At 46.4% G+C, this 13,612-nt stretch carries 15 protein-coding genes and 1 riboswitch; of the genes, 2 read left to right on the plus strand and 13 right to left on the minus strand.

Translation table 11 applies throughout. From position 1 onward, the window contains the following. Positions 1 to 82 precede the first annotated feature (82 nt). From GCA01S_RS07180 to gcvT, 5 genes are all read right to left on the minus strand, one after another. Positions 83 to 1,276 (minus strand): ROK family transcriptional regulator, encoded by a 1,194-nt coding sequence (locus tag GCA01S_RS07180; RefSeq protein ID WP_042408550.1) that lies wholly within the window; start codon positions 1,274 to 1,276, stop codon positions 83 to 85. A gap of 408 nt (positions 1,277 to 1,684) precedes the next feature. After that, positions 1,685 to 2,410: an MOSC domain-containing protein gene (locus GCA01S_RS07185; protein ID WP_017435178.1), complete on the minus strand. Its 726-nt coding sequence runs from the start codon at positions 2,408 to 2,410 to the stop codon at positions 1,685 to 1,687. 102 nt (positions 2,411 to 2,512) lie between these two features. After that, entirely contained in the window at positions 2,513 to 3,970 is a 1,458-nt protein-coding gene (gcvPB, locus tag GCA01S_RS07190) for an aminomethyl-transferring glycine dehydrogenase subunit GcvPB (RefSeq protein WP_017435177.1), read from the minus strand. After that, positions 3,963 to 5,309, minus strand: coding sequence for an aminomethyl-transferring glycine dehydrogenase subunit GcvPA (gene gcvPA, locus GCA01S_RS07195; RefSeq protein WP_042408553.1), 1,347 nt, complete (start codon positions 5,307 to 5,309; stop codon positions 3,963 to 3,965). Before gcvPA ends, gcvPB begins: the two co-directional genes overlap by 8 nt. A gap of 21 nt (positions 5,310 to 5,330) precedes the next feature. Further along, entirely contained in the window at positions 5,331 to 6,425 is a 1,095-nt protein-coding gene (gene gcvT, locus GCA01S_RS07200; RefSeq protein ID WP_017435175.1) for a glycine cleavage system aminomethyltransferase GcvT, read from the minus strand. A gap of 155 nt (positions 6,426 to 6,580) precedes the next feature. Continuing rightward, positions 6,581 to 6,669, minus strand: a riboswitch (glycine riboswitch). A gap of 221 nt (positions 6,670 to 6,890) precedes the next feature. Here gcvT and GCA01S_RS07205 point away from each other — a divergent pair. Beyond that, positions 6,891 to 8,561 carry a DEAD/DEAH box helicase gene (locus tag GCA01S_RS07205; protein WP_033313715.1) on the plus strand — a complete coding sequence of 557 codons (1,671 nt, stop codon included), beginning with the start codon at positions 6,891 to 6,893 and terminating at the stop codon, positions 8,559 to 8,561. Continuing rightward, a complete protein-coding gene (locus GCA01S_RS07210; protein ID WP_042408556.1) occupies positions 8,548 to 9,339 on the plus strand; it encodes a YqhG family protein in 792 nt (263 codons plus the stop codon). Before GCA01S_RS07205 ends, GCA01S_RS07210 begins: the two co-directional genes overlap by 14 nt. Positions 9,340 to 9,388: 49 nt before the next feature. Here GCA01S_RS07210 and GCA01S_RS07215 read toward each other — a convergent pair whose 3' ends face one another. The 8 genes from GCA01S_RS07215 to comGA are packed head-to-tail and all read right to left on the minus strand — an operon-like array spanning position 9,389 to position 13,586. Continuing rightward, positions 9,389 to 9,568 carry a YqzE family protein gene (locus GCA01S_RS07215; protein ID WP_017435172.1) on the minus strand — a complete coding sequence of 60 codons (180 nt, stop codon included), beginning with the start codon at positions 9,566 to 9,568 and terminating at the stop codon, positions 9,389 to 9,391. Positions 9,569 to 9,619: 51 nt separating this feature from the next. Then, the gene (gene comGG / locus GCA01S_RS07220) at positions 9,620 to 10,012 is read right to left on the minus strand and encodes a competence type IV pilus minor pilin ComGG (RefSeq protein ID WP_042408558.1); all 393 of its coding nucleotides are present in this window, start codon (positions 10,010 to 10,012) and stop codon (positions 9,620 to 9,622) included. Positions 10,013 to 10,028: 16 nt separating this feature from the next. Next, entirely contained in the window at positions 10,029 to 10,451 is a 423-nt protein-coding gene (gene comGF / locus GCA01S_RS07225; RefSeq protein WP_042408561.1) for a competence type IV pilus minor pilin ComGF, read from the minus strand. Then, positions 10,448 to 10,771, minus strand: coding sequence for a competence type IV pilus minor pilin ComGE (gene comGE / locus GCA01S_RS07230; protein ID WP_017435169.1), 324 nt, complete (start codon positions 10,769 to 10,771; stop codon positions 10,448 to 10,450). Before comGE ends, comGF begins: the two co-directional genes overlap by 4 nt. Further along, positions 10,755 to 11,192, minus strand: coding sequence for a competence type IV pilus minor pilin ComGD (comGD, locus tag GCA01S_RS07235; protein WP_081160066.1), 438 nt, complete (start codon positions 11,190 to 11,192; stop codon positions 10,755 to 10,757). Before comGD ends, comGE begins: the two co-directional genes overlap by 17 nt. Next, entirely contained in the window at positions 11,182 to 11,481 is a 300-nt protein-coding gene (gene comGC / locus GCA01S_RS07240) for a competence type IV pilus major pilin ComGC (protein ID WP_042408565.1), read from the minus strand. Before comGC ends, comGD begins: the two co-directional genes overlap by 11 nt. A gap of 12 nt (positions 11,482 to 11,493) precedes the next feature. After that, positions 11,494 to 12,525 carry a competence type IV pilus assembly protein ComGB gene (comGB, locus tag GCA01S_RS07245; RefSeq protein WP_042408569.1) on the minus strand — a complete coding sequence of 344 codons (1,032 nt, stop codon included), beginning with the start codon at positions 12,523 to 12,525 and terminating at the stop codon, positions 11,494 to 11,496. After that, the gene (gene comGA, locus GCA01S_RS07250) at positions 12,522 to 13,586 is read right to left on the minus strand and encodes a competence type IV pilus ATPase ComGA (protein WP_017435101.1); all 1,065 of its coding nucleotides are present in this window, start codon (positions 13,584 to 13,586) and stop codon (positions 12,522 to 12,524) included. The genes comGB and comGA overlap by 4 nt, the downstream gene beginning before the upstream one ends. Between the last annotated feature and the right edge of the window lie 26 nt (positions 13,587 to 13,612).

The raw sequence follows: 13,612 nt of genomic DNA on the forward strand, positions 1-13,612 counted from the left end.
CTTTACTTTCTGCCAAAGTGAAGAATTTATGATACAAAAATAAGGTGTCCCAAAAAACTTTTAGGGCACCTGGTTTAGACTGCTAGGAAATGACTTCTAACTCCGAAGGCATCACTACTTTTTCTAATACGGAAGCCACAGCGCCGATCGCACAGCTTTTTTCCAATAACTGCGATGGAATAATGAACGGGCCGTTCCCGTTTTTTACCAATATCCTTTTTTCGACTTCATCCCGTGCCGGCTCCAGCACCCATTTGCCCGCCTTGCCAATCGTACTGCCAACGATGACGGCTTCCGGGTTATACGCATAAATGATATGTAAAATGCCAATTCCCAGGTAGCGGCCGGCCTCCGCCAATATTTGCGCCATTTGCTTGTCGCCGCGTTCAGCCAATGCGCGCACTTTTTCTATGGAAAAGTCTTCTAGCATGGAATGATGATGTTCTTGCTCGAGCCGGCGCTGAATATACTTTTCTGATGCGTACATCTCCCAGCATCCGTTATTGCCGCAGTTGCAGCGAACGCCGTGAATGTCAATGACATGATGGCCGATTTCGCCGGCAATGCCATCAATCCCGCGGTATAGCTGGTTGTGAATGATGACTCCGGCGCCGATCCCGATTCCGGCGCTGACATATACAAAATTCGCAAACTCTTTGCCGGCGCCAAACCATTTCTCGCCAAGCGCCGCCAGCTTTGCTTCGTTTTCGATAATAATCGGATAATTTGGCCATTGCTTTTGAAGAATGGAAGCAAGAGCAACATGATCCCAATGAAGGTTTGGGGCAAATATGACAAGTCCTTCCTCTGTATTCACAATCCCCGGCACGCCAATGCCGATGCCCATTATTCCATACGGAGTCGTTGGCGCATGGCGAATGGCTTCGTGAATCATCGCGATCATTTTTTCAATGATTGCTTCCTGCTTTTCATTGGCGCGGAAATGGCACATCTTTTCCCAAATAATCTCAGCGTTTAAGTCAGTTAACACAGCATAAATGTAGTTGACCCCTAACTCTATGCCAATTAATGAGCCAGCCGCTTCGTTAAAGCGGAGCATGAGCGGCCGGCGGCCGCCGGTGGAAACGCCAATTCCGCTTTCGCTGACAAAATGTTCGGAAATTAATTCATCGACTAACGCTGATACCGTCGCCTTGTTTAATCCGGTGATTTTGGCGATCTCCGCCCGTGAAATATTATTTTTTTCACGAATCAGCTTTAATACGATATGTTTATTGATTTTTTTGACGAGTCCTATATTTCCTGTTCGCACCATATACAGCCATTCCTTCTGCAAACTTTTTTAGCATGCCGCGCAAATAGGCGGATGAGCCTCTAGCCAATATCATCGATATCGGCTGTATTAAAAAAATTTATCCCGTGATCCATGACATATGCAAACGCACGCAGCAATCCTTTATCGTTTATTTTTTCCACGATCCGCCGATCGCCCACGGCCAAAGCTGATTCCACTCCCTACTAAATCGGTGTTCCCCAGTCTTCTATATTTTATCTTTTTCTTTCCTCTGTGATGTGCAAAATAAAAACGACTTACTGCTTCTGTTTCATAATGTTAGTTTATATACTAAACTAACATAGTTTTTATGTCAATAAAAAACAGATGAATTTATCTTCTTTGCAGAGAAAGAAACTATCTGTTTGAAGTTATGAAGCATTACTTTCATTAATCTAAAAGATGCACTTCGTCGCCGACATGAATTTCTCCCGTCTTGATGACAGAAGCATAAACGCCAAAATAATTATTTCGATGTTGAACGACCGTTCTTAATAGTGAAGGATCCTTTTCTCCTGTTTCCGGTTCAACGGTGATAATCATGCACCGTTCGCAATGCCTTTTTAGCTGAATTTCTACCTCTTGTCCAATTTTCAGTCGGCGGCCAAACCACGTTTCTTCGATAAAAGGAGCTTTATGAACTAATGACAGCAATAAATTCGGCCGAAATCGCCGATAATCTACCGGTTTTCCCCATATTTCCTCCAGCTTTTGTACAGAAGCGTCCGTTACTAATTGAATATGTTCTTCTTCAATTGCCCCAAAAGGAACGTGATCAGGAGTATAACGAATGAGGGAGACTTTCCGGTTTGATTTTCTTTCGATTTCTTTTATCAGTTCTTTATCGCCCCATTGATAGCAGGTTCCGTCTGGAGCAATGATTTCTACAGCCGGATATTCCTCTAAACTTTCTTCACCGATAAATTTCGGGCGGTACTGGATCATTTCCGGAAATTGCGTAATCGTTAAAAACTTTCCCGGCCTCGTTTCATCCAAAAATGCATGGCTTCGATCACCGTACAGCCCATAATTCATTACTCTCGTTTTTTGTACACTTTCTCCTTGAAACGATTTGACAGGATAACGCATGATTTCCTGTATGTAACCGATGAGCATCTTTTCACTTCCTTCATTTATTTTCTCATTTTTCTGTTTATCATTAATATACAAAAACAAGCGATCCATTCCCAGCAGAATGAATCGCCTGCAGCATTCGCTTTATTGTTTTTGGTAGCGCAAAATCGGCTTGCGCGCCGCTGTCGTTTCGTCGAGGCGTTTGACAACGGTTGTATGCGGCGCCTCTTGTACGATTTCCGGATTTTCTTCCGCTTCTTTGGCGATTTGAATCATCGCGTCGATAAACGCATCGAGCGTTTCTTTCGATTCCGTTTCCGTCGGCTCGATCATCATGCATTCCTCGACAATAAGCGGGAAATAAACCGTCGGCGGATGGAAGCCGAAATCTAGCAAACGCTTCGCGATATCAAGCGTGCGGACGCCGAGTTTCTTTTGCCGTTTGCCCGACAACACAAATTCATGCTTGCAATGGCGGTCATACGGCAAATCATAATATTCTGCGAGACGGCGCATCATGTAGTTGGCGTTTAATACCGCGTATTCGGTGACCGCTTTCAGCCCGTCCGGTCCCATCGAACGAATATATGTGTAGGCGCGGACGTTAATGCCGAAGTTGCCGTAAAACGGCTTCACACGGCCGATGGACTGCGGGCGGTCATAATCGAGATAATAGCCGCTTTCTCCTTTTTCCACGACCGGCTTCGGCAAAAACGGAATAAGGTCGGCTTTGACCCCGACTGGGCCGGAGCCTGGACCGCCGCCGCCGTGCGGACCGGTAAACGTTTTATGCAAGTTGAGATGGACGACATCAAAACCCATGTCCCCCGGCCTTGCTTTGCTTAACACCGCGTTTAAGTTCGCTCCATCATAATACAGCTTTCCGCCGGCTTCGTGAACGATATTCGCCATTTCTAAAATGTTTTCTTCAAACAAGCCGAGCGTGTTCGGGTTTGTCAGCATCAATGCTGCTGTATCCGGACCGACGACCCGTTTTAAATCTTCCAAATCGACAAGCCCATCCTCTGTCGACTTGACCGTCACCGTGTCAAAGCCAGCGACTGTCGCCGAAGCCGGATTGGTGCCGTGGGCCGAGTCAGGAACGATTACTTTCGTCCGCTGGAAATCACCGTTTGCCTCATGATAGGCGCGAATCATCATCAGCCCCGTCCATTCGCCGTGGGCGCCTGCGGCCGGCTGCAATGTCACGGCGTCCATGCCGGTAATTTCCTTTAAATGCTCCTGCAGGTCGTACATTAATTCAAGCGCGCCCTGCACCGTTTCTTCCGGCTGGAGCGGGTGGATATGGACAAACCCTGCCAAGCGGGCGACGTTTTCATTGATTTTCGGATTGTATTTCATCGTGCATGAGCCGAGTGGGTAAAAACCGGAATCGACGCCATGGTTTCGTTTCGATAAAGCCGTGTAATGGCGCATAATATCGAGTTCCGATACTTCCGGAAGCTCCGGTTCTTGCATGCGTATATAATCTGCCGGCACGATTTCGCCGATATCGACCGCCGGAACGTCCAATTCCGGCAAGCTGTACCCGATGCGTCCTGGTTTGCTGATTTCAAAAATAAGCGGCTGATCTTTATGCATGGCAATCCCCCAATTCTTTCACAAGCGTGTCGATTTCCTCTTTTGTCCGCAATTCCGTGACAGCGATAAGCATATGGTTCGCCAATTCCGGATAGTCGCGGCCGAGGTCGTATCCGCCGATGATGCCTTTTGTCAAAAGATGTTTGTTGACTTCTCCCACCTGTTTAGACAGGCGGATGACAAATTCGTTAAAGAACGGACCGGTAAACGGCACGGCAAAGCCGCGTTTTGCCAATTCATTTTTCGCATACTGCGCTTTTTGAATGTTCATCGTCGCCATTTCTTTAACGCCTTTTTTGCCGAGCGCCGTCATCGCCACCGATGCAGCAAGCGCGTTTAGCGCCTGGTTCGAGCAAATGTTGGACGTCGCCTTATCGCGGCGAATGTGCTGCTCGCGCGCCTGTAGCGTCAATACGAACCCTCTTCGTCCTTCTTCATCGGTCGTCTGCCCGACAAGCCGGCCCGGAATTTTCCGCATCAGCGCCGCTTTGACGGCAAAATAGCCGCAATGCGGTCCGCCAAATTGCATCGGAATGCCAAACGGCTGCACATCACCGACGACAATGTCGGCGTCAAACTGTCCCGGCGGGGTGAGCACGCCAAGCGCGAGCGGATTGCTGGCAACAACAAACATGCTTTTTTCAGCGTGCACAATCGGCTCAATGTCTTTTAGCGGTTCAATTTGTCCGAAAAAGTTCGGATATTGGACGATGACGCAAGCTACATCGCCAGCCATTTCCGACTTTAGCGCTTCTAAATCAGTAATGCCGCCTGCAAACGGAATTTCAACCACCTCAAGACGCTGTCCTTTCGCATACGTTTTCACGACATCGCGATATTCCGGATGAACGGCTTTCGACAGCAATATTTTTTTCCGTTTCGTGTGCGCAGCGCTTAACAGCATCGCTTCCGCCAGCGCCGTTCCGCCGTCATACATCGACGAGTTAGCCACGTCCATGCCGGTCAGCTCGCAGATCATCGTTTGAAATTCAAAAATCGCCTGTAGCTCGCCTTGCGAAATTTCCGGCTGATACGGGGTATATGCCGTATAAAACTCAGAACGGGAAATAACATGGTCGACAATGGCCGGAATATAATGGTCATACACTCCCGCTCCTAAAAAGGAGACGTATTTTTTCGCATCGGCGTTCTTCGCGGCAAGTCCGGCCAATTCTTTGAACAACTCCGGCTCCGACTTCGCTTTTTTTATATTTAACTCGCCGCGGAAGCGCACGCTTTCCGGAATATCGGCAAACAAATCGTCAATCGAGTCAACGCCAATTACTTTTAACATTTCCTTCTTATCTTCTTCCGTCATCGGCAAATATCGATGCAGCACGTTTCATTCTCCCCTTTTCTATTACTTTGCCCGCTTATAAAACGGCGTCGCAATGACTTTTGCTTTTAGGCGTTTGTTGCGGATTTCCACTTCTACTTTGCTGCCAAGTCCGGCAAATTCCGTTTTCACCAGCGCCAAGCCGATATTTTTCTTTAACGTCGGCGATTGCGTTCCTGTCGTAATAAAGCCGATTTCTTCCCCCTTGGCAAATACTTTATAGCCGTGGCGCGGAATGCCTTTGTCAATCATTTCAATACCGACCAGTTTTCGCGCGGTTCCCTCTTCTTTTTGTTTTTTCAACACATCTTTTCCGATAAAATCTATTTCTTTATTCGTTTTCACCGCAAATCCAAGTCCTGCCTCGATTGGCGTAATATCTTTTGACAACTCTTGGCCGTAAAGCGGCAATGCCGCTTCAAAACGAAGCGTATCGCGCGCACCAAGCCCGCACGGAATAACGCCTTCTTCTTTTCCCGCTTCTAAAATCGCTTCCCAAAGGGCGATCGCATCTTCAGCGCGGCAATAAATTTCAAATCCGTCTTCCCCCGTATAGCCGGTGCGGGAAATAAGCGCTTTCACTCCTTGGAGGTCGACATTATCTTGAAACGCAAAAAACTTGAGTGCGGATAAATCCAGATTGATTAATTTTTGCAGCACTTGTTCCGCAAGCGGTCCCTGCAGCGCAAGCTGGGCAATTTCCGCTGAAACGTTTTCTAACTGCACGCCGCCAAATGCGTGCTTATTCAACCAGGCAAAATCTTTCTCTATATTTGCGGCATTTACAACAAGAAGATATTCCTCGTCCGCTTTTTTATAAATTAATAAATCATCAACGGTACCGCCGTCTTCATAGCACATTAACGTATATTGCGCACGGCCGTCTGTCAATTTCGCAACATCGTTCGTCATCATTTTTTGCAAAAACGCAAGGCTGTCTCTCCCTTTGACGACCAACTCGCCCATATGCGATACATCGAATAGACCTGCGCGTGTGCGCACTGCTTCATGCTCTTCTTTAATGCTCGTAAATTGGACAGGAAGTTCCCATCCGCCAAAATCGATCGTTTTTGCGCCATAGCGCTCGTAAACAGGAAATAGCGGCGTGCGTTTTAACATTTTGTTCCCTCCTCGTTTTTCCATCAACGCAAAAAGGACAGACTCCCCCCTCATCATCATGAGTGGTGGGCTCTGTCCTGGCACCTGAAAGTTTCCCTATTTAAAATAGGTTTCCTCTTGGGTGGTTCACCGGTGGTGAACGCTCTCCAGAGCTGCGTCAAACAAGAGTCTTTTTGCCTGAGAGATTCGCGTTTCCGCTTGCTCCTTCGGCGCTACATCACGTAGTCTCTCCCCTTGTTCTCATCCGCCGCATATATAATTTTCAAGAAAACGGGCAAACTAATGAAGGTAAAAATCGAAAAATAACTTTTAACTTTCTAACTTTATACTACCATTAACAAACAGAGAAGGGCAATAACAAAATAAACGAACTTTTAAATATTAATAAATAATAAACGTTAGTAATTACTGGGATGTTTACATAAACAAAAAAATAAATATTCGTAGTAAGGGAAGGAGATGAATGTGATGCTAGACATTGAAATGGATGAGACGTGGAAGGAAGAATTTATCGAGCGGTTTGAAAAAGATGGTCCATGGGCGAGCTGGGAAATGTACCAGCTCGCATTGGAGGCGGCTATGCATTTAAGCGTGCCTGAATTTGACGGTCTGCAGGCGCCAAAGCATTTGCCGCACTTAACGCCGCTTCCGCATCAGCTCGAAGTCGCAAGACAGGTCGTCGAGAATATGAACGGAAAAGCGATCCTTGCCGATGAAGTCGGACTCGGCAAAACGATTGAAGCTGGACTAATTTTAAAAGAATATATGATCCGCGGGCTGGTAAAGAAGGTGCTCATTCTCGTTCCCGCCTCCCTCGTATCGCAATGGGTGAAAGAATTGAATGAAAAGTTCTTTATTCCCGCCGTGCAGCAGAAAAAAAGCTATGTATGGGAACAATGCGATGTCGTCGTCTCCTCGCTCGACACCGCCAAAAAAAGCCCGCACCGCGAAATCATTTACAAACAGCAATACGACATGGTCATCATTGATGAGGCGCATAAGCTGAAAAATAACAAAACCAAAAACTATGAATTCGTACAAAATTTAAAAAAGAAGTTTTGTTTATTGCTGACCGCCACCCCGATTCAAAATCGGATCGAGGAGATTTTCAACCTTGTTTCTTTGCTGAAGCCCGGCCATTTAGGGAATGCCGAATATTTCGCAAAAACGTACGGCAAAACGCGCTCCCTGCAAACCAACGAACATTTAAAAGCGCTAGTCAATAAAGTCATGATCCGCAATCGCCGCGCCGATACCGGCATCGAATGGTCGAAACGCCATGTAGAGCCGGTGCTCATCGAATTTACAAAAGAAGAACGTGAATTGTATGAGGCGGTGCAAGCATTAAAGCATGATGGGGAATTGTTATTTGGCAGTCAATTTTCCCTTATCACGATGCTAAGGGAGGCGTGCAGCAGCCGGGAAGCCCTGTTTCTCACCGTCAAAAATATGATGGACAAATACGAAGGCGATGTTCCGGATTCGTTCCATAAACTGATGGAAAAAATCAATGCCGTCACCACCAATTCGAAAGCGGAAAAAGCGCTGGAGCTGATTCGCTCCATTAATGACAAAGTCATTATTTTTACTGAATACCGGGCAACCCAGCTGTATTTGCAATGGTTTTTAAAGCAGCACGGCATCTCTTCCGTCCCGTTTCGCGGCGGCTTTAAACGCGGAAAAAAAGATTGGATGAAAGAGCTGTTTAAAAACCATGCCCAAGTTTTTATCGCCACCGAGGCGGGCGGGGAAGGAATCAACTTGCAGTTTTGCCGCCATGTCATTAACTATGACCTGCCTTGGAACCCGATGCGGCTTGAACAGCGGATTGGCCGCGTTCATCGCCTCGGCCAGACGGACGACGTCTATATTTATAATTTCGCAGTTAAAAACACGGTCGAAGAACATATTTTAACGCTCCTATATGAAAAAATCCGCCTGTTTGAGCGGGTCATCGGCGAACTCGACGACATCTTGGCGAAAATGAACTTTGCCAACTTGGAGCGTTATTTGCAAGATGCGTTAGTTCACTCTAGAAGCGAAGGAGAAATGAAAATCAAAATGGAAAATATCACAGCCATGATTGAATTAGCCGACCAGCTTGCCAAAGGAGGAGAGCAGTATGCAGCAACATGAAATACGTCACTTTGTCGAGCGGTATTTCCGCGCTAATGAATGCGCAATTCTTGAAGCGAACGACGAATATATGACAGTGCAGCTGACGGTCGAAATGGACAAAGAGTTAATGAACCGGCCGTTTTATTGGCACTATATCGAACGGACTGGCGGCACGCCGCAACCGATGCAGCTGACGCTGATTACAAAACCAACGGAAAAGACAAAAACTCTGCAGGGGGAGCGGCTGCATTTCGGCTCACCGCGATTGCATCAAATTTTCCGCTCTGCGCAAAAACGCGGCAGCTTCATCCGTCTTTATGAAGAACCCGATGCTTTCCAGCACAAACACGTTCCGCTCCATCCCTGGCTTGGCTTGAATGTAAAAATTTCGTATCAATGCGATCGCAAAAAAGATCAAATTTTATCGCTCGGTTTGCACTTAATTGGCGGGACCATTATCGAATCATTTCATGAGCGGCTGCAAAAACGGAAGCTCACGCCGAAAATTCCTGATTACTGTTTTACGATTTCGCCGCTCATCAAACCGAAAAGCGGGATTGGTCGTTTAGAACAATATATTCGCAGCCGCATTGCCGCGGACGATCATACATGGGCGGAAAAAGCAAAAGAACGCTGGAAGGAAGACTTGGCGCTTCTTGACCACTTTTATGAAGGAATCGAAGAGAAGCCGGAATGTTATTATATTGAAAAAGAGGCGCTGGAACAGCAGTACAAGCCGCGCATTATCGTTTCCGTCATTAACGGAGGAATATTTTATTTGCTTCCTCGTTCTTAACGGTTTTTATGTAAAAAAAAGGAGCGTCCCTCTATACGAGAGCGCTCCTTTAAGAATGACGCCGAAACAGGAGGCGAAGGGAAAGGGGAATCATCCCAAACCAGTGATACGCTAGCGGCGGTTTTTCTTGTTTTCGTTGCATTCGTTTCTTTTTTCGCTCTTCCTTCGGCAAATCCATATAAGCGACCAATTGTTGGGTGACAAACTTTACATAATCGTTTGCCGCCATCGATGCCACCCCCCTTTTTATATTATCCTTTCCATTGCTGTCATTTTTTAATCATGATTCGTCATTCTCCGTCCACTCGATAATATCGAGCGACGGAAGCAGCACGAGAAAAGTGGCGTTATAGCGGATTCCTCCGCTGGAATAGGCGGAAACCGTTGCATGGATGGTCGTTTCATCTATCCTTTTCCACTGATAATCCGCTTTTCCAATCGGGTACAAAAATGTCCCTTCATTTCCCGGCTGTAAATCAGAAAAGGAGGCCAGCTGTTTTTTGATGTCAAAGACAGCCATTTGCATAACAGACTCCACTTCAGAAGATTGTTGCTCATACTTCATCGTTTCCATTTCTACCTCATACAGCGCGAGAACGTGAGCAAGCATAAGAAGAAAGAAAAACGAAACCACGACCGTCAGCGGAAAAATGACACCACTCTGCTTGCGCATGCACACCGCCACCTTGCTAAAAAAGTCGGGAAAGAAATGCTTCATACGTTTTTCCGTCCGTCGCCATTACACGAAGAAAAATTCCGTTATTTGTCGAGGTATAGGCGACACTCTTTACAGACTGCAATGCCGTTTCGTTGCCGGTTCCGTTTACTTGCCGGCGGATGGTCGATTTGTATAGATCAAAACTGACTTGCTCCCCTGTAAACTTTTCTAAATATAACACCGTCCCGCTGCTTTTCCATCGTTTCGATTCGTTCAGCTCCCCGTGCAGTTGCTGCAGGAAAATGTGCCACTCCGTACGGTGAAATCCGTTCACATTATCATAGGTAAATAAACGGGCATCGAACAAAAACGGCAACAGCGAGGTGACCAATAAAACGATAGATAATACGGCAATCATTTCTAAAAATGTAAAGCCTTTTTTTGCATGAATCATCGTTTTCCATACCCACACCTTTCCACGTTACGACCTGCATAGTCATTCCAGCGCACGCACACTTTCCACATGTCATTTTCTTCATAGTACGAATGAAGGACAAACGTAGTCCTTCCATCTACTACCGTTGCTTCCGGTTTCATATGTTCTTCATGCAGGGCGACAGACAATAATTGCTGCGCTTTAGCTTTTAGCGCTATATTTTGCCGCTCCATCACCATTTGCGTAAACAACGGCAGCAATACCGTTGTTACAGCAAGCAGCAGCGCGAGGGCAAAAACCGCTTCCATTAACGTAAATCCACTACATTTTTTGCACATAAAACCTCCCTTTCCCAAGCAAAAATATAATTTTATAGGTACTGTCTTTTCCTTTTAATAAAAGCGCTCCCGCTTTATTCACATTTCCGTTTTCCAAAAAGAGAAGCGGTAGCGTCAGCGTCGTCATCTGAAACTCCCATGGATTCGGAAGCGTGCGGGTGAAAATCATTTTTCCGGTTTTCGCTTCCATCATCTGATACTCGGGGCGGCTTTCCGAAAATGTCACTGCCACCGGCGTTTTATGCGTCATCGCATATTGCTGCGCGTATAGTAAATCATCACGCAGCTGCGTAATGACATATGTTTCTGTTTTCTGCCGCACCAAGCTGCTTAATGAAGGAAGTGAAACCGCCATCAACACGGTGACGGCGGATAAAACGAGAAGCATTTCGGTAAAGGTAAACCCGCGATCACGTTCCACTTTCGCTTACTTCCCCGTCGCTATTAATTTGAATGGAGTGGCCGTTTGGGCATTTATCGGACTTAATGTACTTTCCATCGATCAGCTCCTGTACAGTAGGAATTTTGTTATTCTCCATCTCATAAGCCTTAACCTGCGCTTGGACGGTATTGACAAACGCCGCGCATCCTTTATTGTTAATCATTCCGTTATGTTTGGTTATATTTGGAATGACAATCAACAATAAGACAGAAATAACCATTAATACGATTAGCATTTCGATTAACGTAAACCCCTTTTCATTCTTCATTGTCCTTCCCTCCTATAAATGATTCATCATGGAAAACAGCGGCAGCAAAATCGCCAAATACATGCAAACGACAAGCAAACCAACAAAAGATAGCAGCAGCGGCTGAATGAATTTCAACAACGTTTCCAGTCGTTCCTCGAACGCCTGAAACAATATTTCACCATAATGATTTAACTCTTTGCCCAATTCCCCATTAGACTGGCCATGACGGATCACGAGCACCAGCTCTTGTTCGTAATAGTTGCAGACACCGATAACGTCATCTAGCGGAAGCCCTTTCGCCAGCTCGTCTTTGATCCTTCTTCCTTCCGCTCGTAAAAACGGCAGTGATTCTTGTCGTTCAAAAGCTTGGAGCGCCTCATATATCGACATTCCTCCCTGCAGTAAATGGCCAAGCTGCAGCGCAAACAGATGGGTGACATAAAGCTTGACCAAAGAACGAAGAAGCGGAATTTTCATCGCAGCGTGGATCTTGGCAGCGACCGTCCATTTTCGAAACGAGCCGATATAAAAAAGAAAACAAACGATACATAAAACAAAAACAACAGCAAACACATTAGGGACAATGGAAACGATGTGCATAAAAACAATGGATGCAGAAGATGGCGAAGAGGATAAAGTGGAAGAAACTTGGGAAAACCGCGGCAGCAACAGATGCCCAACAGCAGTCAACATTAATACCATAAAACACAGCAGCATGAGCGGGTAGCTGCTCGTTTTGCGCAGCCTTTGCATATATTCTGCCTTCTGTATCAGCATTTTTCCCGCTTCAATAATGCCGCGCGGCAAATCTCCGTGCTGCTCTGCGAAAAACAAATAGCCGATTGCTTCGTGATGAAAAGGAAGCGAAGCAAGCGATTGGTAAAAAGGCAGTCCCGAACGAAGCCGGGAAAGGCATTGCTGCAAATCATGGCGGCGGGAAAGCGGCTCTTGAATCTCTAAAAATTCGAGCGCTTGTGACAGCGAATACCCTCTTTCTAACAGGCTTCCTAGCCGCACTAAAAACGTTCCTTGCTGATGTAGCGTCCATTTTCGTTTTTTCATTTTTCCCCTCCCTTAACGACCGTGAGAGTGTGCGCCGGCAAAAACCCAAGCGCCATCCCTTTGCGAATGATATTTTCCAACGTATAGTAACGGCATACTTTGTTCCCTGTTTGCACGGAGCAAATAGCGTCGGATAATGCACTTCCATACAGCAGTTCATGCACAGCGACGCGGCGTACTTTTCGATATTGGCGGCAAACGGGCATGCAATGTTCACCGCAAAACGGACATAGCAAATCAACAAGCCGCTGCGCCGTTACGGCGAGCAACGTTTGCTCAATATCTTCGAGCGGAATGCCGAATTCACGCAAACGGTAAATCGCGCCAACCGCATTTTTCGTATGCATCGTCGAAACGATCAAATGTCCTGTCATGGCAGAGCGCACCGCAATTTTTGCCGTTTCGGCATCGCGGATTTCCCCGACCATAATAACATCCGGATCATGGCGCAACGCGGCTTTCAAGCCAACCGCATACGTAATTCCCGCTTTTTCGTTAATCTGCACTTGCAATAGATTGTCAATCCGCTTTTCGACCGGATCTTCCAAGGTGATGACATTGCGATGCCACTTTTCCTGGCAAATCCGCAGCAAGGCATATAAAGTCGTCGTTTTTCCCGATCCGGTCGGTCCGGTACAAATGATTAATCCTTGCGGCTGTTGAAACAGGGAAAGCAATATGTTGGTAGAGTGGGCAAATAGGGAAATTTGTGACTGTGGCAGGAAAAAACTTTGTGGAAGAAGCCGGATGACGAGGCTTTCATCGTAGAATGTCGGCAATGTGGAAAGGCGTAAAGAAATGATTTCCCCTTGCTGGTTTGTCTCCATTGCTCCGCTTTGCGGACGACGGCGTTCGCCAATGTCCATGCCTGCTAAAAATTTAAAATGGGTAATAAGCCGCTCGCATGTTTCTTTTGTCAGCGTTGCTTTTTCCATCAGCAGTCCATCTAAGCGAAAACGCACTACCGCATCGTTCTTCCGCGGAACGATATGAATATCCGAGACGCGAAGCAACCCCGCTTCCATGAGAAGACGGTCCGCCAAATATTCAATCTCATTCATTCGTTCATACCATTCCTCCCTCTATA

The sequence above is a fragment of the Parageobacillus caldoxylosilyticus NBRC 107762 genome (assembly GCF_000632715.1).
GTDB classification, from domain to species: domain Bacteria; phylum Bacillota; class Bacilli; order Bacillales; family Anoxybacillaceae; genus Saccharococcus; species Saccharococcus caldoxylosilyticus.

Bases quoted from the DNA above. Each gene is read 5' to 3' on its own strand.
- GCA01S_RS07210 (WP_042408556.1), top strand. From the start codon at position 8,548: ATGCAGCAACATGAAATACGTCACTTTGTCGAGCGGTATTTCCGCGCT.
- gcvT (WP_017435175.1), bottom strand. From the start codon at position 6,425: ATGTTAAAACGCACGCCGCTATTTCCTGTTTACGAGCGCTATGGCGCA.
- GCA01S_RS07180 (WP_042408550.1), bottom strand. From the start codon at position 1,276: ATGGTGCGAACAGGAAATATAGGACTCGTCAAAAAAATCAATAAACAT.
- comGF (WP_042408561.1), bottom strand. From the start codon at position 10,451: ATGATTCATGCAAAAAAAGGCTTTACATTTTTAGAAATGATTGCCGTA.
- GCA01S_RS07215 (WP_017435172.1), bottom strand. From the start codon at position 9,568: ATGGCGGCAAACGATTATGTAAAGTTTGTCACCCAACAATTGGTCGCT.
- comGG (WP_042408558.1), bottom strand. From the start codon at position 10,012: ATGCGCAAGCAGAGTGGTGTCATTTTTCCGCTGACGGTCGTGGTTTCG.
- GCA01S_RS07185 (WP_017435178.1), bottom strand. From the start codon at position 2,410: ATGCTCATCGGTTACATACAGGAAATCATGCGTTATCCTGTCAAATCG.
- comGE (WP_017435169.1), bottom strand. From the start codon at position 10,771: ATGTGCAAAAAATGTAGTGGATTTACGTTAATGGAAGCGGTTTTTGCC.
- comGA (WP_017435101.1), bottom strand. From the start codon at position 13,586: ATGAATGAGATTGAATATTTGGCGGACCGTCTTCTCATGGAAGCGGGG.
- comGB (WP_042408569.1), bottom strand. From the start codon at position 12,525: ATGAAAAAACGAAAATGGACGCTACATCAGCAAGGAACGTTTTTAGTG.
- gcvPB (WP_017435177.1), bottom strand. From the start codon at position 3,970: ATGCATAAAGATCAGCCGCTTATTTTTGAAATCAGCAAACCAGGACGC.
- comGC (WP_042408565.1), bottom strand. From the start codon at position 11,481: ATGAAGAATGAAAAGGGGTTTACGTTAATCGAAATGCTAATCGTATTA.